This is a genomic window from Comamonas sp. 23 (genome assembly GCF_049601575.1).
In the GTDB taxonomy this organism is placed as follows: Bacteria; Pseudomonadota; Gammaproteobacteria; order Burkholderiales; family Burkholderiaceae_C; genus Comamonas; species Comamonas squillarum.
Genome location: NZ_CP187127.1, coordinates 702368 through 722804 on the forward strand (window position 1 = coordinate 702368; position 20437 = coordinate 722804).

19 protein-coding genes are annotated in these 20437 nt (G+C 65.8%); 7 read left to right on the top strand and 12 right to left on the bottom strand.

Annotation, left to right across the window (positions count from 1 at the left end; genetic code table 11):
- Positions 1–121: 121 nt before the first annotated feature.
- Both ACPEE1_RS03100 and ACPEE1_RS03105 read right to left on the bottom strand, forming a co-directional pair.
- Positions 122–2560, bottom strand: coding sequence for a membrane-bound PQQ-dependent dehydrogenase, glucose/quinate/shikimate family (locus ACPEE1_RS03100; RefSeq protein WP_423935174.1), 2439 nt, complete (start codon positions 2558–2560; stop codon positions 122–124).
- Between the two features lie 264 nt (positions 2561–2824).
- On the bottom strand, positions 2825–3712 hold the full coding sequence (locus ACPEE1_RS03105; RefSeq protein WP_182343882.1) for a LysR family transcriptional regulator: 888 nt from the start codon (positions 3710–3712) through the stop codon (positions 2825–2827).
- Positions 3713–3805: 93 nt separating this feature from the next.
- Between ACPEE1_RS03105 and ACPEE1_RS03110 the strand changes: the two genes are divergently transcribed.
- Genes ACPEE1_RS03110 through ACPEE1_RS03130 form a run of 5 tightly spaced genes read left to right on the top strand, consistent with a single transcriptional unit; the run spans position 3806 to position 7741 of the window.
- Positions 3806–4693: an amidohydrolase family protein gene (locus tag ACPEE1_RS03110; protein WP_423935176.1), complete on the top strand. Its 888-nt coding sequence runs from the start codon at positions 3806–3808 to the stop codon at positions 4691–4693.
- Positions 4694–4714: 21 nt separating this feature from the next.
- Positions 4715–5548 (top strand): SDR family NAD(P)-dependent oxidoreductase, encoded by an 834-nt coding sequence (locus ACPEE1_RS03115; RefSeq protein WP_116927639.1) that lies wholly within the window; start codon positions 4715–4717, stop codon positions 5546–5548.
- Positions 5549–5573: 25 nt separating this feature from the next.
- A complete protein-coding gene (locus ACPEE1_RS03120) occupies positions 5574–6560 on the top strand; it encodes a Bug family tripartite tricarboxylate transporter substrate binding protein (protein ID WP_116927638.1) in 987 nt (328 codons plus the stop codon).
- A gap of 15 nt (positions 6561–6575) precedes the next feature.
- Complete coding sequence (locus tag ACPEE1_RS03125; RefSeq protein WP_116927637.1) at positions 6576–7094, top strand: carboxymuconolactone decarboxylase family protein; 519 nt, start codon at positions 6576–6578, stop codon at positions 7092–7094.
- Positions 7094–7741 (top strand): hypothetical protein, encoded by a 648-nt coding sequence (locus ACPEE1_RS03130; RefSeq protein ID WP_207788105.1) that lies wholly within the window; start codon positions 7094–7096, stop codon positions 7739–7741. Before ACPEE1_RS03125 ends, ACPEE1_RS03130 begins: the two co-directional genes overlap by 1 nt.
- Here the strand turns inward: ACPEE1_RS03130 and ACPEE1_RS03135 are convergent.
- From ACPEE1_RS03135 to leuS, 4 genes are all read right to left on the bottom strand, one after another.
- Entirely contained in the window at positions 7738–8133 is a 396-nt protein-coding gene (locus ACPEE1_RS03135; protein WP_116927670.1) for a VOC family protein, read from the bottom strand. The genes ACPEE1_RS03130 and ACPEE1_RS03135 overlap by 4 nt on opposite strands.
- 119 nt (positions 8134–8252) lie before the next feature.
- Positions 8253–9305: a DNA polymerase III subunit delta gene (gene holA, locus ACPEE1_RS03140; RefSeq protein ID WP_116927636.1), complete on the bottom strand. Its 1053-nt coding sequence runs from the start codon at positions 9303–9305 to the stop codon at positions 8253–8255.
- Between the two features lie 40 nt (positions 9306–9345).
- Complete coding sequence (lptE, locus tag ACPEE1_RS03145) at positions 9346–9858, bottom strand: LPS assembly lipoprotein LptE (protein ID WP_116927635.1); 513 nt, start codon at positions 9856–9858, stop codon at positions 9346–9348.
- 5 nt (positions 9859–9863) lie between these two features.
- Positions 9864–12563, bottom strand: coding sequence for a leucine--tRNA ligase (leuS, locus tag ACPEE1_RS03150; protein ID WP_423935180.1), 2700 nt, complete (start codon positions 12561–12563; stop codon positions 9864–9866).
- Positions 12564–12865: 302 nt separating this feature from the next.
- On the opposite strand from leuS, the gene ACPEE1_RS03155 reads away from it, so the two are divergent.
- Positions 12866–14092: a mechanosensitive ion channel family protein gene (locus ACPEE1_RS03155; protein WP_182345508.1), complete on the top strand. Its 1227-nt coding sequence runs from the start codon at positions 12866–12868 to the stop codon at positions 14090–14092.
- Positions 14093–14105: 13 nt separating this feature from the next.
- On the opposite strand, the gene ACPEE1_RS03160 is transcribed toward ACPEE1_RS03155, so the two are convergent.
- The 6 genes from ACPEE1_RS03160 to ACPEE1_RS03185 all read right to left on the bottom strand — a co-directional run bounded on the left by ACPEE1_RS03160 (position 14106) and on the right by ACPEE1_RS03185 (position 19888).
- Positions 14106–15947, bottom strand: coding sequence for a GDYXXLXY domain-containing protein (locus ACPEE1_RS03160; protein WP_423935182.1), 1842 nt, complete (start codon positions 15945–15947; stop codon positions 14106–14108).
- A complete protein-coding gene (locus ACPEE1_RS03165; protein WP_165841256.1) occupies positions 15947–16948 on the bottom strand; it encodes a DUF2157 domain-containing protein in 1002 nt (333 codons plus the stop codon). The genes ACPEE1_RS03160 and ACPEE1_RS03165 overlap by 1 nt, the downstream gene beginning before the upstream one ends.
- A gap of 184 nt (positions 16949–17132) precedes the next feature.
- On the bottom strand, positions 17133–17561 hold the full coding sequence (locus ACPEE1_RS03170; protein WP_116927822.1) for an ExbD/TolR family protein: 429 nt from the start codon (positions 17559–17561) through the stop codon (positions 17133–17135).
- A gap of 28 nt (positions 17562–17589) precedes the next feature.
- Positions 17590–18318, bottom strand: coding sequence for a MotA/TolQ/ExbB proton channel family protein (locus ACPEE1_RS03175; protein WP_423936379.1), 729 nt, complete (start codon positions 18316–18318; stop codon positions 17590–17592).
- A gap of 51 nt (positions 18319–18369) precedes the next feature.
- A complete protein-coding gene (gene dapB, locus ACPEE1_RS03180) occupies positions 18370–19206 on the bottom strand; it encodes a 4-hydroxy-tetrahydrodipicolinate reductase (protein WP_116927820.1) in 837 nt (278 codons plus the stop codon).
- A 115-nt stretch (positions 19207–19321) separates the two neighbouring features.
- Complete coding sequence (locus ACPEE1_RS03185; protein WP_182343865.1) at positions 19322–19888, bottom strand: outer membrane protein assembly factor BamE; 567 nt, start codon at positions 19886–19888, stop codon at positions 19322–19324.
- Between the two features lie 100 nt (positions 19889–19988).
- On the opposite strand from ACPEE1_RS03185, the gene fur reads away from it, so the two are divergent.
- Positions 19989–20411: a ferric iron uptake transcriptional regulator gene (gene fur / locus ACPEE1_RS03190; protein WP_021025553.1), complete on the top strand. Its 423-nt coding sequence runs from the start codon at positions 19989–19991 to the stop codon at positions 20409–20411.
- The last annotated feature ends 26 nt before the right edge of the window (positions 20412–20437 follow it).

The following is a 20437-nucleotide window of genomic DNA, read 5'->3' on the forward strand; positions in this document are numbered from 1 at the left end:
AAGCGGGCAAGCGTACCATGCGCGCCCTTCGCGGAGCGTCGGCAACAAAAAAGCCATGGCTTGCAGTGCAGGCCATGGCGGGTTGTGGGTCAAGGGGCTGGGTCCGACCCCATGCAGGTGCTTACTGGGCCTTGTCAGGCAGCGCGTAGGCGATCACATAGTCGCCACGGTCGGGCGACTGGCGCGCGCCGCCAGCGGAGATCAGCACATACTGCTTGCCGGTCTTGGGCGATTGGTAGGTCATCGGGCCGCCCTGGCTGCCCACGGGCAGGCGGCTTTTCCAGATCTCCTGGCCGTTGGCGGTGTTCCAGGCGCGCAGGTAGTAGTCCTGCGTGCCGGCAAAGAACACCAGACCGCCCTGGGTGGACAGGCTGCCGCCCAGGGTGGGCAGGCCCACTGGCATCGGCATGCGCATCTTGATGCCCATCGGGCCGGTGTCCTGCACGGTGCCCACGGGCACCTGCCAGACCACTTGCTGGGTCTTCATGTCAATCGCCGAGAGCGTGCCAAAAGGGGGCTTTTGGCAAGGGATGCCCAGCGGCGACATGAAGCGGTCCTTGATGACGGCATAAGGCGTGCCGCCCAGCGGCACCTGGCCCATGCCGGTGTTGGGCTGCTCGCCACCATCGGACAGCGCGGCCTTGGGCTTTTGCGGCATCATCTGCACCCACAGGCCCAGGCGCATGTCGTTGACAAAGATCAGGTGGTTGTTCGGGTCGGCCGAGATACCGCCCCAGTTCATGCCGCCCAGCGAGCCGGGGAAGCTCAGCGACACATCGGTGTCGGGGGCGGTGAATAGGCCTTCATAGCGCATCGACTTGAACTTGATGCGGCAGATGAGCTGGTCCAGTGGCGTCGCGCCCCACATGTCCGCTTCGGTCAGGGTCCGGGTGCCAATCTGCGGCATGCCGACGGAGACGCGCTGGGTGGCGGCATATTTCTCACCTGGGATGCCTGCGGGCTTGACGGGCACATCGTCCACCTGGGTCAGCGGCTGGCCGCTTTGGCGGTCCAGCACAAAGATCTGGCCGGCCTTGGTGCCCACCACGAGGGCGGGCGTGGTGCTGCCATCCTTTTTGGGGAAGTCGATCAAGGTCGGAGCCATCGGAATATCAAAATCCCAGAGGTCGTTGTGCACAGTCTGGTAGACCCATTTCTCATGGCCGGTGGAGGCGTCGAGTGCGAGGATCGAGGCGCCGTACTTCAGATCGGCGGCCGAGCGGGGCACGCCATACAGATCGACCGAGGGCGAACCCATCGGCAGGTAGACGGTGTTGGAGCTGGGGTCGTAGGTGGTACCGGCCCACACATTGGCGGACGAGCGCGTGTAGGTGGCGCCGGGGGGCAGCACCTCGTTGGGCGTGTTGGAGCCCGCATCAAAGGCCCAGCGCAGCGCGCCGGTCATCACGTCAAAGCCACGGATCACGCCGCCGGGCATATCGACCTGGACGTTGTCGGCCACACGGCCGCCGACGACGATGGTGGTGCCGGCCACGGTGGGGGCCGATGTGAGGGTGTAGTAAGCGGGGTTGGCAATGGCGCCCAGGCCTTGCTTCAGATCGACAATGCCCTGGTTGCCAAAGCCGGCGCAGAGCTCGCCGTTGTCGGCATTGATCGCAAACAGGCGCGCGTCGATGGTGTTCATCACGATGCGGCGCTGGCACTGGTCGCCTGCGGGCAGCGCAACGGGCTGCACCGGCGACGATCCCGCCACCTGCGGCACCGGCAGCGGCGCATTGGCATCAAAGTAGGCCAGGCCCCGGCAGCGTTCCCAGACACCGCCCACATGCGAGTTGGTGTCGTGGCGCCACAGCTGCTTGCCGGTATCGGCATCGAGCGCAATCACGTTGTTGCTGGGCGTGCAGACAAAGACCTTGTCACCCACTTGCAGCGGCGTGGTCTGGTCTTCGGCACCGGCGCCAGTCGATTTGGGCACATCGCCGGTGTGGAAGGTCCAGGCCACCTGCAACTGGTTGACGTTGTCCACATTGATCTGGTCCAGCGCCGCAAAGCGGTCGTTGTTCGTGCCGTTGCCGTAATGGCTCCAGTCCTTTTGCGCGCTGGCTGCATCGACCGGCTTGCGGCTGATGGCCGCCTGGTTCTGCACCTCAGGATGGATCTGGAACATGGATGCAAAGCTCACCAGGCCCACGAGCAGCAGCACGCCCGCCAAAGCCAGCGGGCCCTTGTTGCTGCGCGCGCGCGGGGCGCCCGCCTGCAGCAGCGGCAGGCAGGCGCTGACCACCGCTGCGCCAAAGGTCATCGCCAGCAGGCGCGAGACCAGGCTCCAGTAGTCCAGCCCCACTTCGGCCAGGGCCCACAGCACCGTAGCGGCAAAGGTGGCCAGGTACAGCCAGCCGCCCGAGCGGCGGCCGCGCAGCACCTGCACGCCCGACAGCAGCAGGCCCAGGCCCGCCAGCAAAAAGTACCAGCTGCCGCCCAGGCTGATGAGCTTGCCGCCGCCGACCAGGAAGGCCAGGCCGGCGATGGCCAGCACTGCGCCCAGCACGCCGAGCAGCAGGCGCACGGCCAGTGACGGTACACGCGCTTGTTGTGTCATATCGATCCTCGAATCTGTCTTGGGCCTGGCAGGCGCAGCAGCCCTCTGCACCAGGCCCGGGATGGGGCGTTGTGCAGAGGGCCCGAAGCAGTCGCTGCTACAGACCTTGTCTTGTGTGAGAAAAAATGTCCATTGTGGTGAGAAATAAAGTCCATCGCTGCCTGATGTGTACCGGATATTTCAAGAATTTCTGAAACAAATAGCCGCCGAGCAGCCATGGGCTGGCGCAAATGCTGCTGGGGCGCGCGCTGAAGCGGCGTGGATTCAGGCGCTGAAATGCTGCTTCATCAGCGGCTTGAGGATGCCGTGCACGGCTTTGACCAGGCGGTTGTGCGGCCGCGCGGCCGGTGTGGCCAGCACGATGCGGTTGCGGATCACAGGGTGGCTGACCTGGGCGGTGAACACCGGCGCGCTGCCTGGCCAGGTCTTCACGGCGCTGGCGGGCACGACCGAGCAGCCCACATTGCGGGCGACCAGGGACAGCACCATCTTGATCGAATCGACCTCGGCGACGATGCGTAGCGGCAGCTGCTGGTCTTCGACTGCGTCGTCAAAAATCATGCGCAGCGCCTGCGGGCGGCTGGGCAGCACCAGCGGGTAGTCCACCAGCTGGGCCACTTTGACCCGCTCGGGCAGGGGGCGGGTGCTGATCAGCACCAGGGGCTCGCGCGCCAGCGGCTCGGTCAACAGCTGCGGCGTGGGGCTGGGGTCAAACAGCACGGCCACATCCAGGCGGTCGGCCAGCAGCCATTCGCGCAGGCGAATGCTCAGGCTCTCTTCGACAATGATCGAGGCATCGGGGCAGGCCTGCAAAAACTGCTGCACCACATCGGGCGTGACCAGGCTGGCCACCAAAGGCGGCAGCCCCAGGCGCACCTTGCCGCGCGGGCTTTGCAGACGCGCGGCCATGTCGGCCTTGGCGGCATCGACGGCCGCGCTGATGCTGCGCCCATGGGCCAGCATGGCCTTGCCCGATTCGGTCAGCCGCACGCCCCGGCCATGGCGCTCGAGCAGCGGCTGGCCCAGCTCGGCCTCCAGCAGCTGCACCTGGCGGCTCAGGGTCGGCTGGCTCAGGTTCAGCGCCGCAGCGGCCTTGCTGTAGCTCTGTGCCTGGGCGACCGCCATGAAGTACTGCAAGCGCACAAAATCCATGCATCACCTCTATATCTGATATTTGGATTTTATAGGCGATCAAAAAACTGGCAGTTCCACAATGCGCTCAAGACGACTCTTTGATGGCCTTGCATGAACGCCCCGACCCCCCACCTCCAGCAGCCCGTACAGACCTATACGCTGGCGCCCTCGCGCCCCAGTCTGGTGCTGCCCGCCGGCAGCTGCGACAGCCATGTGCATGTGTTTGGCCCGGTGAACGAATTTCCGTATGCGGAGCCGCGCAGCTTCACCCCCGCCGATGCGGGCAAGGAGACCTTGTTTGCGCTGCACCGCCATCTGGGCATCAGCCGCTGCGTGATCGTGCAATCGGCCTGCCATGGCTATGACAACCGCGTGGTCGAGGATGCGATTGCGCATGGCGGCGGCCGCTACCTGGGTGTGGCCCTGGTGCCGCTGTCGGTCGAACGCACCGAGCTGCAGCGCCTGGCCGCAGCAGGTTTTCGGGCGATCCGCTTTAACTTCATGAAGCACCTGAACACCGGCGCCTCGGTTGAGGACGTGGTGGCCTTGACGCCCATGCTGGCCGAGCTGGGCATGCACCTGCAGATCCATTTTGAGAGCGCGCTGATCCACAGCCTGGGCCCCGTGCTGCAGCAATCGGCCTGCCCGGTGGTGATCGACCACATGGGCCGTGTGGATGCCACGCTGGGCCGGGAAGGCGCCGATTTTCAGGCACTGCTGCGGCTACTGGAGCAGCCGCTGTTTTACGTGAAGGTCAGCGGTATCGACCGCATCGATGCGACGCCGCCCTACCAGCACGGCATTGCGCGGGCGCAGGAGCTGGTGGCCCATGCGCCCGACCGCGTGCTCTGGGGCAGTGACTGGCCGCACCCCAACCACACGCATGTGCCCGATGACGGTGTGCTGGTCGATGCGCTCGCGCGGTTCAGCCCCAACCCGGCGCATCTGCAGGCCCTGCTGGTGGACAACCCCCAGCGCCTCTACCGCTTCCCAGCCTGAGATATTCGCAAGGAAAAAAGCATGGCGATTTTTGATGCCCATACCCCCGTCAACCCGCAAGGCCGGCTCGCCGGCAAGGTGGTCTATATCACCGGTGCCGGGGCCGCTGGCGCGGGCTGGGGCAATGGCCGGGCGACGGCGATCCGCTTTGCGCAGGAAGGCGCACTGGTGTTTGGTGTGGACCGCAATGCCCAGGCGCTGCGCGAGACCGAGGGCAGCATCCGCAGTGCGGGCGGCCAGTTTGTCGCCGGCCACTGCGATGTGATGGATGCGGCCTCGATAGCGGCATCGGTGCAGGCCTGCCAGGCGGCGCTCGGGCGCATCGATGTGCTGGTCAACAACGTGGGCGGCTCGGCCAAGGGCGGGCCGGTCGAGATGGACGAAGCGGTCTGGGATGCCCAGCTGGACTACAACCTCAAAAGCGTGTTCCTGTGCTGCAAGGCGGTGCTGCCGCTGATGCAGGCGCAGGGCGCGGGCAGCATCGTCAATATCTCGTCGACCTCGGGCATGCGCTGGACCGGTGCGGCCCAGATTGCCTATGCATCGAGCAAGGCGGCGGTGATCCAGTTTTCCAAGGTGCTGGCCGTGCAGTACGCGCCGCACCGCATCCGCGTGAACACCGTCGTGCCGGGCCAGTTGCACACGCCGATGGTCGAGACCCGCTTGGCCGGCCAGCGCGCTGGTGGCGATGTCGAGGCGCTGCTGGCCCAGCGCCAGGCGCGTATTCCGCTGCCCTTCATGGGCGATGGGCGCGACACCGCCAATGCGGCGCTGTTTCTGGCCTGTGACGAATCGCGCTTTGTGACGGGCACCGAGATTGTGGTGGACGGCGGTATGACCGTGCGCTGCGGATAAAGCAAGATTATTGAAGGAGACAACGATGAGATTCCACGCCTTTCCCGCAGCCCGCCAGTGGCTGCACGCTGCCGTGCTGGGCACCGCGCTGGGTTGCGCCAGCAGCGCCATGGCGCAAAGCGAGATGACGCGCCTGCTGGTGGCCTTTCCGCCCGGCGGCCCGGTGGACTTCATTGCGCGCACGATGTCGCAGCAGCTGGCCAAGGAATTGGGCCACCCGGTGATTGTGGAAAACAAGCCAGGCGCCAACGGCGCGATTGCTGCCGACAGCGTGATCCGCTCAGCACCCGACGGCAAAACCCTGTGGCTGACCAGCGTGGGTGCGGTCGCCATCAACCCTGCCCTCTACCCCAAGCTGAACTACAAGCCCGCCAGCGACCTGGTGCCCGTCTCGCTGGTGGTCAACAACGTGGAGATCATGGTGGTCAATGCGCAGACCAGTTTCAAGGACGCCAAGGACTTTGTGCAGGCCGCCAGCCAGCGCAAGGACAAGCCGATGACGATGGCGTCGTCCGGCACCGGCAGCGTGCCGCATCTGGCAGCCATCCAGCTCAATGAATCGGCCGGCCTGAATCTGATGCATGTGCCCTACAAGGGCGCGGCCCCTGCCATTACTGACCTGATGGCCGGCCATGTCGATGGCTTCTTTGGCGATATTCCCGGCCTGGTGGGCGCCATTGACAGCGGCAAGTTCCGGCCCGTGGGCATTGCCGCTGCCAAGCGCAGCGCCCGCTACCCGAACGTGCCCACCTTTGACGAGCTGGGCTACAAGGGCGTGGATTCGAACAACTGGTATGCGGTGTTTGCGCCCAAGGGCACCAGCGCCCCGGTGGCAGCCGCTTTGAGCCGCGCCATCCATGCGGCCTTGCATGCACCCGATGTGCAGCGCAAGATCGAGGCCTCGGGTGCCGAAGTGGTGGGCTCCAGCCCCGAAGCGCTGGCCCAGCAGCTGGCGACCGACACGGAAAAGTGGACCGCCATCATCCGCCGCAACCGCATCACCCCCGATTGAGTTTGAAAGACTGCCATGCGCATTGAAGCGATTGAGCCAGGCACGCGCAGTGCCCTGGCGGAGTTGGAGCAACAGATTAAGGCCGAGCGCGGCCGCATCTCGCCGCTCTACCAGGTGCTGCTGCACAGCCCGGCCATTGCCAAAGGCTGGGAGCAGATGCTCTCTGCCGTGCGCAACTACAGCAGCATCGATGCCGGGCTGCGCGAGCTGATCATTCTGCGGGTGGCCATGCTCAACCAGGCCGCCTATGAGTTCGAGGCCCATGTACCGCATGCGCTCAAAGCCGGCGTGACGCAGGCCGCCATCGATGCGACGCGCGACACCGGCACCACTGCCAGCCCGGCCTGGGATGGCCTGCAGCAGCTGGCCATCGCGGTGACCGACGCGCTGACCCGCGATCTGCAGGTGCCCGAACCCTTGTTTGCGCAGGTGGCTGCGCGCTTCAATGCACAAGAGCAGGTGGAACTGTTTGCCACCATCGGCGCCTACAACATGGTGTCGCGCTTTTTGAACGCCTTTGAGATTGGCCACTGATGCCCGCACCTGCTAACGCTATCGACAGCCTGCTGCTGCGCTGCACGCCGGCAGCCCATGAAACCGCCACCACGCTGGCGCAGGCCGCCCTGGCGCTGCTGCGCCAGGACTTGGCCGATCTGCAGCTTGACCTGCGCCTGGCGCGCGTGGCCCAGCAGCCCCAGGGCATTGCCTATCTGTACTTTGCACTCGGCAACCCGCAGCCGCTGAGCGCTGATCAAACCGCGCAGGCCGAGTGCCGTTTGCAGGGCGCGGGCATGGCCGGCCTGGCCGCTTGCGAGCTCTCGCGCCTGCAGCTGGTGATGCACCGGGTGGGCCCCACACACGGCGAGGCCACACCGGTGCACTATGCCGTTGAGATGGACCCCGAAGCCGGCTGGCAAGACGAGTTGTTCGCCTGGTATGACCAGGAGCATCTGCCCGGCCTGGCCGCCGTGGCCGGCACCGCCCAGGCCTTTCGCTACCTGAACCTGGACCATGGCCCGCTGTCGCTCGCCTGCTATGACCTGGTCGATGCCGAGGTGATGGGCTGCCCGGCCTGGCTGGCGGTGCGGGGTACAGATTGGAGCGCGCGCGTGCGGCCCCATTTCACCAACACGCGGCGCACGATGTTTGATGCGCAGCCGCTGGTTGTGGCGATACGCTAGGCACCGGCCACTGGCGAGCACAGCTCCACCAGCGTGCCATGCGGGCAGCGCACATAGGCCACTACCTGGCCCCAGGGCTTGGTGGTGGGCGCAGCGAGCGCCGTAGCACCGGCCGCCAATGCGCTGGCATAGGCCTGGGCCACATCACTGCTGACCAGCGCAATCTCTACCCCCAGCGGTTGGGCCGATTCGGACGCGGCCACATGACCGCCGCTGAAGTTGGCATGGCCCAGCGCATGGTCGGCAAAGGCCAAGGTGGTGGCACCGGTCTCCAGCTCGCCATAGCTGCCCGAGGGGTGCAGAAAACGGGTGGCCAGGCCAAAGGCCTGCGAGAAAAAAGCCAACGATGCCGCGACATCGGGCACATAGACGATGGTGTAGCCGAACTGCAGTGCTTGCATGGTGGGCGCCCTTTTTTTAGAACATATTCCTGGACCCGCACCAGCGGGCCACGCTTGCCGAACGCCCGAGACCGTGTTCAGACCACGGCAGGGAGTGGGGCTGAGGGACTTTAGCGGCTGGTGCAGGCCTTGCAGGTTTGCAGGGCCAGGCGGTGCAGTGCCTGCCAACCATTGGCCGGCCACTCGGGCACCTTCAGGCCCTTGACGATGCCATCGACCGCGTGGGCCGAGTGCAGCAGGCGGGCGACGGTGGCATCGCTGATGCGGGGCAGCACGCGCTCAAAATGGCGCTCCTTGTTGCCCCAGACGCGGTTCTCGCGCAGGGCCATTGGCATGGGCCGGCCGTTGCGCAGCGCGTCTTTCACCCGCTTCATCGCGCGGATGTCTTCGGCCAGCGCCCAGTGCACCAGCACCTCGGCCTCGCCCTCAGCCTGCAGGCCGTTGAGCATGCGCTCGGTGCGCAGCACCTGGCCGGAGAGCACGGCATCCGAGAGCTTGAACACGTCGTAGCGGGCGACATTCAGCACCGCCTGTTCGACCTGCTCAAAGCCGAGCTCGCCTGCCGGGTAGAGCAGGCCGAGCTTTTGAATTTCCTGGTGGGCGGCGAGCAGGTTGCCCTCGACCCGGTCGGCAAAAAAGGCCAGGGTGCGCTGGCCTTCCTCGCCGGCTTTGACATGCTGCTCCTGCCGCTGCAGGCGCTGGGCGATCCAGGCGGGCAGCGCGGTGCGCTCGATGCTGTCGACCTGCAGGGTGACGCCATGCGACTCCAGCGCGGCAAACCAGGCGCCGGTCTTGGTGGCCTTGTCCAGGCGCGGCAGCACCACGATGGTCAAGGTGCTGTCGTTGTCCACACTGCTGCTGACCAGCTGCTGCAGCGCCGTGCTGCCATCCTTGCCAGGCTTGCCGCTGGGGATGCGCACTTCGATGATCTGCTTGTCGGCAAAGAGGCTCAGGCTCCCGCCGGCAGCGAGCACTGCGCTCCAGTCAAAATGCGCGCCAGCGACGGTGAAGCTGCTGCGCTCGGTGTAACCGTTGGCGCGCGCGCTGGCACGGATGGCATCCACGGCCTCCTGCACCAACAGGGGCTCGTCGCCATGCACGGTGTACAGAGACCGCAGCCCCTTGCCCAACTGGGCACTCAACTGATTCAACGGCACTTGCATGCTTGGTGGCGCTTCCAGCGCGGCGTGGCCGCAGCGCTTGTCATTCGGTAGGGGTGACGGACTTGACGATGGCCAGGCGCCGCACGATCTGCTGAACGATGTCGGTCTGCATGTTGCGGTAGAGCATGTCCTCTTCGTTCGCCTTGGACAGTGCGTAGGTTTCCAGGTAGCTGATCTCGCGGTACTGCATCAACTCGGAATCGGGCACATAGAGGGCGCCCTTGGCATCACGCACCCGAAAACGTGTGATCAGGCGGATCTGCAGCTCGCGCACCTCGCCGGCCGCATTGCGCGAGACGACGACGCGCTCGCGGCGCTGGCCCAGGTCATCGAAGATGGCCTCGGCCTGCGTGGCCTGGCTCGGGTCGCGCAGCACCTGCAGGCTGCCGGCAGCCTCCAGGTGGCGTTGCAGCTCTTTGAGGAAGCCCGAATTGGCGTTGCCGTTCAAATACAGCGATTTGAACGCGAAATCCACCGATCCGCGCAGTTTGAAGCCGCATGCCGCCAGCAGCGGCACGCTTGCCAGGGCAGTAAGCAGCGTGCGTTTTTGCATGGCGCTTAGACTACCACGTTCACCAGGCGGCCCGGCACGATGATGACTTTCTTCGGGGTCGCGCCATTGGCGATTTTCTGGAAGTCTTCATTGGCCAGAGCAGCCGCTTCAATCGTGGCCTTGTCAGCGCCGGCAGCGACGATGATGGAGCCGCGCAGCTTGCCGTTGACCTGCAGCATCAGCTCGATTTCGTCCTGCACCAGCGCCTGGGCATCGACCTCGGGCCAGGCGGCATCCAGCAGGCCGCCAAAGGCCTGCTGGTAGCCCAGCGCATCCCACAGCACCTGCGTCAGGTGGGGCGTGGCCGGGTAGAGCGCGCGCAGCAAAATGCCAAAGCCCTCGACCAGCGCGGCGCGGCCGCCTTCGCTGTCCACGGCCTTGAAGTCTTCCAGCGCGTTGATCATCTTCATCGCGCCCGACACCACCGTGTTGTACTGCATGCGGCTGTAGTCATAGGCCACTTGCTTGAGCACGGTGTGGATCTCCAGGCGCAGCGCCTTGGCTTCCTTGCCAAAGGCGGCGTTCGCAGCACTGGCCGCCTGGGCGCGGGCGGCATCGAACTCAGGCGCATGCAGCTTGCTGCCGAAGTTGTAGACGCGGCGCAGGAAGCGGTAGCTGCCTTCGACGGCCGACTCGTTCCATTCCAGGGTCAGCTCGGGTGGCGCGGTGAACATGGTGTAGAGGCGCGCGGTATCGGCGCCGTACTTCTCGATCAGGTCCTGCGGGTCGACCCCGTTGTTCTTGGACTTGGACATCGTGCCCACGCCCTCGTAGTCGATCGCGGTGCCAACGGGCAGCAGGCCATCGGCGCTGTCCACGGCCACCTTGAGCTGGGCGCCCACGACCTTGCCGGTCTCGTCCAACACCTGCTCCACATCCTTGGGCCAGAAGTATTCCTTGCCACCCTTGGCGGTGCGGCGGCTGTAGATGTGGTTGAGCACCATGCCTTGCGTGAGCAGCTTGGTGAAGGGCTCGTCGACCTTGACCAGACCCAGGTCGCGCATGACCTTGGTCCAGAAGCGTGCATACAGCAAGTGCAGGATCGCGTGCTCAATGCCACCGATGTACTGGTCCATCGGCATCCAGTAGTCGGCGCCGTCGGCCACCATCTTCTCGCTGTTCTTGGCATCGCAATAACGCATGAAGTACCAGGACGAATCCACAAAGGTGTCCATGGTGTCGGTCTCGCGGCGGGCCGGCTTGCCGCAGCAGGGGCAGACCACGCCGGCGTGGAAGGCTTCGCTCTTGATCAGCGGGTTGCCCGAGCCATCGGGCACCAGGTCTTGGGGCAGCACGACTGGCAGGTCCTTCTCGGGCACGGGCTGGGCACCGCAGTCTTCGCAGTGGATGATCGGGATGGGGGTGCCCCAGTAGCGCTGGCGGCTCACGCCCCAATCGCGCAGGCGCCAGGTGGTTTTCAGTTCGCCCAGGCCCTTGGCTTCGAGCGCCTTGGCCACCGCTTGCACGCCTTCCTTGTAGTGCAGGCCATCAAAGGCGCCGGATTCGATGAGGACGCCGCGCTCCTTGTCGCCATACCAGTCATGCCACTGCTGCTGGTCGTAGGGGCCTTCGCCTTCGACGGCCACCACCTGGCGGATCGGCAGGCCGTATTTGTTGGCAAACGCAAAGTCGCGCTCGTCGTGGGCGGGCACGCCCATCACGGCGCCGTCGCCATAGCTCATCAGCACATAGTTGCCGATCCAGACCTCGACCTGCGCGCCGGTGATCGGGTGCGTGACGAACAGGCCCGTGGGCTTGCCTTCCTTTTCCTTGACGGCGAGTTCGGCCTCGGTGGTGCCGCCCTTCTTGCATTCTTCGATGAAGGCCGCCAGCTCGGGGTTGGAGGCAGCGGCATGGGTGGCCAGTGGGTGCTCAGGGGCCACGGCGCAGAAGGTCACACCCATGATGGTGTCGGCACGCGTCGTGAAGACATACATCTTGCCCTCGCCGATCAAGCTGCCATCGGCGTTCTTCACGCCATGCGTGAACGCAAAGCGCACGCCGGCACTCTTGCCGATCCAGTTTTCCTGCATCAGGCGCACCTTGTCGGGCCAGCCAGTCAAGGTCGCCTTGTCGTTGCCCATCTGCACATGGTCCAGCAGCTCTTGCGCGTACTGGGTGATGGCCAGGTAGTAGCCCGGGATCTCGCGCTTTTCCACCAGCGCGCCGGTGCGCCAGCCGCGGCCGTCGATCACCTGCTCATTGGCCAGCACAGTCTGGTCCACCGGGTCCCAGTTCACGGTCTGGGTCTTGCGGTAGGCGATGCCCTTGTCCAGCATCTTGAGGAACAGCCACTGGTTCCACTTGTAGTAGTCGGGGTCGCAGGTGGCCACTTCGCGGCTCCAGTCGATCGCCAGACCCATCGCCTGCATCTGCTTTTTCATGTAAGCGATGTTGTCGTAGGTCCACTGCGCAGGCGGCACGCTGTTCTTGATCGCGGCGTTCTCGGCCGGCAGACCAAAGGCATCCCAACCCATGGGCATCAGCACGTTGTAGCCTTGCATGCGCAGCTGGCGCGTGAGCATGTCGTTGATCGTGTAGTTGCGCACATGGCCCATGTGCAGCTTGCCGCTGGGGTAGGGCAGCATGGAGCAGGCGTAGAACTTTTTCTTGCCCGCGTCCTCGGACACGCGGTAGGCATCTTGGGCTTGCCACTGGCTTTGCGCGGCGGCTTCTACGTCGGAGTGGTTGTATTTTTCTTGCATGGAACTGGTCAGGAAAAAGCGGCCGCCCACGGGCTTTCCGGGGCGAGGTCAATTGGGCAAAGATTGTAGGCCCATCGCCATTGCCCGTGGATGGCGAGTGCCGCACGCTGGGGTGCGGTTATACATGCCATGTAAAAATAAATGAATATCTCTCTATTGATAGCCAATATGGTGGTGGCTTGCCCTTGGCGGGACGCCCTGGGCGGCGCCGGCCGCATCCCCCCATTTCCAACCGATTTATCCCCCCTTTGAAAGGACTCTGCCTCGTGACCTGGGAAACCCTGGACCAATACGAACCCTGGATGCAAACGGCCGCCGGTCTGGCGGCCTTGGTATTGCTGGCCTATGCACTGCGCCTGGTGGTGCGCATGGCGCTGCTGCAGATCGTGCCGCGCTTTCGCTCCAGCCTGGGCGCGGCCTGGCTGCGCACCTTGCTGGACAACCGCATTCTGGTGCGCGTGGCGCAGATCGTGCCCTCGCTGGTGGTTCAGACGGGCATTGCCGCGGTGCCGCACCTGCCAGTCATTGCCAGCACGGTGATCCGCAATGTGGCGATTGCGGTGACGGCGCTGCAGGTGGCGCGCCTGCTGTGCGCCATCATGGACGGCATCCAGCAGGCCAACGAGAGCCAGCTGGAATCGGCCCAAAGCACGCGCTCGGTCAAAAGCTATGTGCAGCTGGGCAAGATGCTGGTGATGGTGGTCGCGGGCATCGTGATGGTGGCGACCTTGATCGACCGCTCGCCGCTGATTCTGCTCAGCGGCCTGGGCGCCATGTCGGCGGTGCTGATGCTGGTGTTCAAGGACACGATCCTGTCGTTTACCGCTGGCGTGCAGCTGTCGAGCAATGACATCCTTCGCGTGGGCGACTGGCTGGAGATGAACCAGGTCGGCGCCGATGGTGCCGTGGTGGACATGGCGCTCAACACCGTCAAGGTGCGCAACTGGGACAACACGATCACCACCATCCCCACCTGGCGCTTGATGAGCGACAGCTTCAAGAACTGGCGCGGCATGTCGGAATCGGGCGGCCGCCGCATCAAGCGGCCCCTGTGCATCGACACCACCTCGGTGCGCTTTCTGACCCGCGCCGAAATCGCTGAGCTCAGCCACATCGCCTTGCTGCGCCCCTACCTGGAAGGCAAGGTCGCTGAGATCACCGCCTACAACCAGGATTTCTCGGCCAAGGCGCCGGACATGGCCGACGAGATCGTCAACCTGCGCCAGCTGACCAATATCGGCACCTACCGCGCCTACTGCAATGCCTATTTGCAGGCCCACCCCAAGCTGCGCAAGGACATGACCTTGATGGCCCGCGCGATGGAGCCGACCAACCAGGGTTCGCCGCTCGAGATCTATGCATTTACCGATACCACCGCCTGGCTCGAGTACGAGGCGATCCAGGGCGATATCTTTGACCACCTGATCGCCATCCTGCCGGAGTTCGGCCTGCGCGTGTTCCAGGTGCCCTCGGGCAATGACATGCAGGTGGCGCTGCGCCAGCACGAAGTGCAGGCCCTGCAGCGCTGATCGTGTCTGTTGCCTAGCGCCGCGCCCCCTGGGCCGGTGCTGGCACGGGTGACGGCGACGATGAGGGCACATTCGCTACCGCTTCGGGCAGCGGCTCGGGCGCCACGGCCACCGGCTCGTCGGCCTCTGGCACGGGCGCTTCGCTGGCCACACCGGTCGCTTCCGGGCTGGTGATGCCCAGCGGGCTTTCCCAGATCGAGCGGCCTGGCAGCGGCAGCACCGGCTGGCCATCGCCATCGGCCAGGCCCACCAGCAGCGCGCGGCCATCGGGCAGCACGCGGAAGTCGCCATAGCGGGTCTGCTCAAAATGCCGGCCCTGGCCTTCGGGGAAGAAGTAGGCATCGGTCACCAGCACCCACTGGCCCTTGAGGCGCTTGAGCGGCAGCGCCACCTCGCCTTTTTGCAAGGGCTCGGTCGCGGTCAGCAAGCCCAAGATGGTGGCCACGCCCTGGTCGTCAACGCTGGCGCGCACCAGCTGGCTGGCGCTGACGATGTCCTTGAGCTTTTCACGCATCTCAAAGGGCAGCGCAAAGTTCAGCGCCATATAGTCGCCCTGCATCAAGGAGCGCGGGTCCACCGGGATCAGCGGCACCAGAATGCGCTGGCCATGGGCAATGACCTGCTCCTTGCCGCGCACATCCCAGTTGACCAGGCCCAGCGCCAGCACCGCGCCCACGACCAGACCGACCCATTGCAGCCGGCGCTGCGGCGCTGCAGGCGGCGTGTCTGCGCCAGCGCCGGCATCGGCCGCGCGGCGCAGCGCCCACAGGCAGGCCAGCAGCAGCGCGCCAGCCAGCGCCAGGCCCAGGCCCTTGGCCGCCAGCGACCAACCCAGGTGGTAGTAGAACTGGCCTAGCGCGACCAGCGCCAGCAGCGCGCAGAGTACGGCAATTCGCCAGCGCGCCGCCAGCAAGGCACCCGCGGCGACCAGGCCAACAACGGCCAGCCCGGTGCTGAACCAGGCGGCCAGCGCCAGCATGGCGCCCGCCAGCAGCAGGCTGTGCTCGCCCTGGCGGTTGGTGGTGCCGCGCGCACGCCATTGGCGGGCCAGCATCCAGGCCGACAGCGCCACCACCACCACGGCCAGCGCGCGCCCGGCAGGAATGGCCCAGGGCATGAAGTCGCCGCTCTGCTCCCAGAAGATGGCGCGGGCGACATAACCCGAGGCGAAATTGCTGATCAGCACGCCGACGATGGCCGCATCGGCAAAGGCGGCCCAGCGCGGCCGGGACCAGCGCTGCGCCGGCGTGGCCAGGCGCGCGGGTTCGGCACGCAGCCACAGGCACCACAGCAGCGCGGGCAGCAGCGCATCGAGCTGCAGCGGCAGCAAGGCCGGCAGCCAGGACTGCAGCGCCATGAGGCTGACCACCACGGCCATGCCCCAGCCCAGGCCCATCAGCGACTGGATCCAGCGCATCTGCGCCAGCGCGGCGCCCAGCATCAGCACCAGCGCCGAGACCGTACCAATCAGCAGCACACCCAGGCGTGAGTCAGCCACATCGCCCAGGTTGACCAGCACCAGCAGCCCGCCCGCGCACCAGAGCACCAGCGCCACGCAGTTGATGAAGGCATGGCGGGACTGGCGCATCAAACCACCGGCTGCGGCCAGAAACACCAGGCCCAGCACCACGCCGCCGGCACCAAAGACAAAACGCTCGCCCAGCGCCAGCGCCAGAAATACCGCCAGCGGCACCAGGCTGGCCAGCGCACCCAGCATGGCCAACGCCAGCACCAGGACCGGGGGCTCATCCAGATCTTGCACAGGCGCATCGCCTTGCACCAGGCCTTGCTGGCGGGCCGGGGACCACCAGGCCGGTTGCGTGCGCAGAAATGACAGAGGACGGATAGCAGCCATCACAGCACCTCCTGGTGGTCGCGCTGCTGGGCATGCAGGTAGTGCTGCGCTGCCATCAAGGCCTTGACCGAAGCGCCCAGGCAGACCATCACCACCACGGCAAAGGCGAGCAGGGCCTCGGTCTCATGCCACTCGAATATCCAGCGGGCAATCAGCGACAGCACCAGCACATTGGCGGCCAAGGTGGCCAGGCAAGTGCAGATAAAGTCGCGAAAACGGCTGAACAGCGCCACCAGCAAGCTGGCAGCCACCAAGGCGCCGCTGAGCGCAAAGGCCGCCAGGGTCTGGCGCGTGGCCTCGTCAAATAGCTGTACGGTGGCAATGGCCGACCAGGCTGCCAGCGCGCCGCCCAGCGCCAGGCGCTGCGACCACCAGCCCATGCCGCCGCGCACCCGCAGGGCCGGCACGCAGTACACCAGCAGCGGCACCAGCGCCAGCGCCAGCCAAAGCGCCAGGCGCAGCAGCAGCTGGGGCAGGGTATCGCGGTCGGCGACCAGGACCTGCCAGAGGTCGAGCTTGCCGGTCCAGAACACGATGGCGGCTGCGACGATCAGCACCCAGACGCACCAGAGCAGATCGCTGGCAGCCAGTGCCACCCAGATGAGCGAGAGCGCCGCCCAGGCGGCAAACAGCTGCCAGGCATCGGCGCCGGTCTGGTAGGTCTGGCCCACATAGGCCAGCAGGCCGCCCAGCACCAGGGTGGCGCACAGCAGCGCCGCCAGCCGCAGGCGCGGCCACAGACAGGCGGCCAGCACGGACAGCGCCAGCGTGCCCTCGATCAGGCCCAGCTTGAACCAGTGCGACTGCGCCTGCCAGTTGGCCGCCACCCAGAAGATCAGCCCGCTGGCCACCAGCAGCGCGGCCACCAGCAGCAGGCCGGCGCGGATTTTGCGGGCCAGATCGGCCGGGGCACCGGCTGAGACAGCCAGTGCATACAGCGGCGCGATGCGCGGGTCGCCTGGCGCCGACTGGGCGCTGACCTGGTACAGGGTGGAGTCCATGCGTTTGTTCCTCGTTGGTGGGCCGCTTGCACGGCGGTGCAGCGGTGGCCCTGGTGCAGCCGCCCCAGGCAGCCTGCACACAGCCTGCAATATAACCAAACGCTTCTGGGCCAGGGCATGCGCCAGTTCAGGTAGCTTCAAACGATACTGCCGGAGCCCGCCAGGCGAGACCGGGCCGGGGTGCTCAGCGTGCGGCGGCAGCCTGGGGTTGGGCCACAAAGCCCATGCGGCTGAGGCCGGCGCTTTGCGCCGCATCCATCAGTTCGACGGCGCGGGCATAGGGCAGGCTCTGGTCGATGGACAGCTGCACCTCGGTCTGCGGATTGCGCTCGGCCTGCTGCTTGAACAGCGCTTTGAGGGCCTCCATGTCGGTGGGCTGGCCATCGGCAAACAGCGCGCCCTGGGCATTGAGCTGCACCGCAATCGCCGCCGGCGGATTGGCCCGGGTGGCGCTGGCGGCCTGGGGCAGGTCCAGGCGGATGGAGGCGGCCAGCAAGGGCGCTGCCATGATGAAGATAACCAGCAGCACCAGCATCACATCCACCAGCGGCGTCACATTGATGGCGCTGATCGGCGCGCTGGCCGGGGTTTTGTTGAAGCGACCGAATGCCATGGTGCGAAGGGCCTGGGTTGGCGGCGGCTCAGCGGCTGCCCACCAGGGCGATGCTATCCACGGCATTGTGGGCCTGCATGCCGGCGTAGGCCTGCGGCGCCTGGGCGGCTTGCTGCAAGGCCCAGGTCTGCATGTCGTGGGCAAAGCCTTCGAGCAGCTCCTCGACCTGCGCGAGCTTGCGGCCCAGCAGGTTGTAGGCCAGCACGGCCGGCAAGGCAACGGCCAGGCCGGCGGCGGTCATCACCAGCGCCTCGCCCACGGGGCCGGCCAGTTGCTCCAGGCTGACATGCTCGGCGCCGGCCAGTGCCGCCAGCGCCTGGTGGATGCCCCAGACGGTGCCCAGCAGGCCGACAAAGGGGGCAGTGGCGCCAATGGACGCGAGCACCGTCTGCCCCCATTGCAGCCGGTGGCTGGCGCCATGCAGCGCCTCGCGCAGCACGCGGGTGGTTTGCACCTGGGCGCCGCTGGCCACAGCCAGGCTGTGGTTGGCTGCGGGCTCGGCCGCCACAATGTGCGCAATCGCATCGGCTACCGGGGTCAGCAAGGCGGCGCGGTCAATGGTTGGCAGCGCCAGGCGTGCCTGCTCCCAGCTGCTGGCCTGCCAGAAAGCATCGGTGGCCCGCAAGGTGGCGCAATGGGCGCGGCCCAGCCACCAGGCCTTGTAGAGAATCAGCACCCAGCTGGTGACGGACATGAGCAACAAGACCAGGGCCGTGGCCCGGGCGACGCCGTCTGCTTGCGAGAGCCATTGCCCCATCGTCATGGTTGGCCGTCCTTGTAATAGCGGGGTGGGTGTGCCGGGCTGGGTTTATTTCAGGCCGAGCACGTCGTACATGTCGAACAGGCCGGTCTTCTGGCGCGCCAGGTAGCGCGCTGCCCGCAGGCTGCCATTGGCGTAACCGGCGCGGCTGCTGGACTTGTGCGAGATCTCGATGCGCTCGCCATCGCCGGCAAACAACACGGTGTGGTCGCCGACGATATCGCCGCCGCGCATGCTGGCAAAGCCAATGCTGTTGGCCACGCGCGCGCCGGTGTGGCCAAAGCGCTCGTAGACGGCGCGGTCGGCCAGCTGTGTGCCCTGGGCCTCGGCAATCACCTCGCCCATTTTCAGCGCCGTGCCCGAGGGGGCATCGACCTTGTGCTTGTGGTGCGCTTCGACGATCTCGATGTCGTAGCCGCCTTCTTGCAAGGCCTTGGCCGCCATCTCCAGCAGCTTGAAAGTCACGTTCACGCCCACGCTCATATTGGGCGAGAGCATCACCGCCGTCTTGTCGGCAAACTGGCGGATCTGCGCCTTTTGCTCCTCGCTAAAGCCCGTGGTGCCGATGACCACGCCCACGCCGCGCTCGGCCGCCAGTGCCAGGTGGGCCAGCGTGCCTTCGGGGCGGGTGAAATCGATCAGTACATCAGCGCCTTGCAAGCCCTGGGCCAGGTCGGCGGTGATCTGCACGCCGGTGTTGCGGCCCAGGAATGCACCCGCATCAGTGCCCAGGCTGGGGTTGCCGGCGGCATCGAGCGCGCCGCTCAGTTGCAGGTCCGTGCTGGCCAGCACGGCTTCGATCAGCATGCGGCCCATGCGGCCGCTGGCGCCTGCAATGGCGACGGCAATACGGGGGCTGTTGTCGGGGGAGAGGGGGGCGGTCATGGGTAGTTTCCTGGGGCTCAAACGGGCGGCATCTCAGCAAACATCGGACACGGCCCAAAGACGGCGCTGGCCACCCGCTGCCAGTGCAGGGCGGGGGCATGCCAGCGCCATGGCATCAGCGCTGGGGGGATTCCAGCGGCGGGTAGCTGGCAGGCGGCGTGGCGGTGCTCGTGTCGCTGCTGCTGGTGTCGGCGCTGGGGGCGGGGGCTGGCTGATCGGCCTTGTACTTGGCCAGTTCCTCGGGCGTTGCTTCCAGGCGCGGCACCTTGGGGTTCTTGATCGAGGTCGTGACCGAGGCGACGAACTCCTGCTCGCTGGGCATCTCATCGCCTTCAAAGCGCTCCAGGCCGGTGTCGTTGAAGTACACGGTAAAGCGGCGCTCCTGCTCGGGCACACCCTTGCGCTTGATGGTGAACACGTAGTCCCAGCGGTTGGCGTGGAACACGCTGGCCAGCAGCGGGGTGCCCAGCAGATCCTTGACCTGCTGGCGGCTCATGCCTTTTTGCAGCGCGTCGACCTGCTCCTTGGTGATCACATTACCCTGCACCACCTCCACCTTGTAGGGGGTGATGGCGCTGGCGAACTTACGGCTGGCTTCATTGAAGGAGCCGCAAGCGGCCACACTGGCGCCCAGGGCCAACAGCGCCGCCATGCGGACACCGGAACGAACAAATTCAGGCATGGTTTTAGACATAGCGATATGATCGGCCATTGTAGCGGCTGGTCTCCAGGCCTTCTCCAGAAGTCCGTATACCAATCGGGCCCACTTGAAAGACCTTGTTATGAAAAATATTGAAGAACTCAAAAGCACTGGCCTCAAGGCAACGCTGCCTCGGCTGAAGATTCTGGATATCTTCCAGAATGGTGCTCAGCGCCACATGACGGCGGAAGATGTGTTCCGCGTGCTGCTGGAAGAGCGCTCCGACATCGGTCTGGCCACGGTCTACCGCGTGCTGACCCAGTTCGAGCAGGCCGGCATCCTGATCCGCAGTAACTTCGAGAGCGGTAAGGCGGTTTACGAGCTCAACGAAGGCCAGCACCACGACCATTTCGTCTGCACCAGCTGCGGCAAGGTCGAGGAGTTCTATGACCCCGAGATCGAAAAGCGCCAGCAGTCCATTGCCAAGAGCAAGGGCTGGATCGTGCATGACCACTCGATGGCCCTGTACGGCCAATGCGCGGAGTGCGCGGTCAAGGCCAAATAAGCACGGCATCCCACCGCTGCCCGCCA

Bases quoted from the DNA above. Each gene is read 5' to 3' on its own strand.
- ACPEE1_RS03130 (WP_207788105.1), top strand. From the start codon at position 7,094: ATGCCCGCACCTGCTAACGCTATCGACAGCCTGCTGCTGCGCTGCACG.
- ACPEE1_RS03100 (WP_423935174.1), bottom strand. From the start codon at position 2,560: ATGACACAACAAGCGCGTGTACCGTCACTGGCCGTGCGCCTGCTGCTC.
- ACPEE1_RS03170 (WP_116927822.1), bottom strand. From the start codon at position 17,561: ATGGCATTCGGTCGCTTCAACAAAACCCCGGCCAGCGCGCCGATCAGC.
- ACPEE1_RS03125 (WP_116927637.1), top strand. From the start codon at position 6,576: ATGCGCATTGAAGCGATTGAGCCAGGCACGCGCAGTGCCCTGGCGGAG.
- dapB (WP_116927820.1), bottom strand. From the start codon at position 19,206: ATGACCGCCCCCCTCTCCCCCGACAACAGCCCCCGTATTGCCGTCGCC.
- ACPEE1_RS03115 (WP_116927639.1), top strand. From the start codon at position 4,715: ATGGCGATTTTTGATGCCCATACCCCCGTCAACCCGCAAGGCCGGCTC.
- ACPEE1_RS03160 (WP_423935182.1), bottom strand. From the start codon at position 15,947: ATGGCTGCTATCCGTCCTCTGTCATTTCTGCGCACGCAACCGGCCTGG.
- ACPEE1_RS03165 (WP_165841256.1), bottom strand. From the start codon at position 16,948: ATGGACTCCACCCTGTACCAGGTCAGCGCCCAGTCGGCGCCAGGCGAC.
- ACPEE1_RS03110 (WP_423935176.1), top strand. From the start codon at position 3,806: ATGAACGCCCCGACCCCCCACCTCCAGCAGCCCGTACAGACCTATACG.
- ACPEE1_RS03155 (WP_182345508.1), top strand. From the start codon at position 12,866: ATGCAAACGGCCGCCGGTCTGGCGGCCTTGGTATTGCTGGCCTATGCA.
- ACPEE1_RS03175 (WP_423936379.1), bottom strand. From the start codon at position 18,318: ATGGGGCAATGGCTCTCGCAAGCAGACGGCGTCGCCCGGGCCACGGCC.
- holA (WP_116927636.1), bottom strand. From the start codon at position 9,305: ATGCAAGTGCCGTTGAATCAGTTGAGTGCCCAGTTGGGCAAGGGGCTG.
- ACPEE1_RS03105 (WP_182343882.1), bottom strand. From the start codon at position 3,712: ATGGATTTTGTGCGCTTGCAGTACTTCATGGCGGTCGCCCAGGCACAG.
- lptE (WP_116927635.1), bottom strand. From the start codon at position 9,858: ATGCAAAAACGCACGCTGCTTACTGCCCTGGCAAGCGTGCCGCTGCTG.
- leuS (WP_423935180.1), bottom strand. From the start codon at position 12,563: ATGCAAGAAAAATACAACCACTCCGACGTAGAAGCCGCCGCGCAAAGC.
- ACPEE1_RS03185 (WP_182343865.1), bottom strand. From the start codon at position 19,888: ATGCCTGAATTTGTTCGTTCCGGTGTCCGCATGGCGGCGCTGTTGGCC.
- ACPEE1_RS03120 (WP_116927638.1), top strand. From the start codon at position 5,574: ATGAGATTCCACGCCTTTCCCGCAGCCCGCCAGTGGCTGCACGCTGCC.
- fur (WP_021025553.1), top strand. From the start codon at position 19,989: ATGAAAAATATTGAAGAACTCAAAAGCACTGGCCTCAAGGCAACGCTG.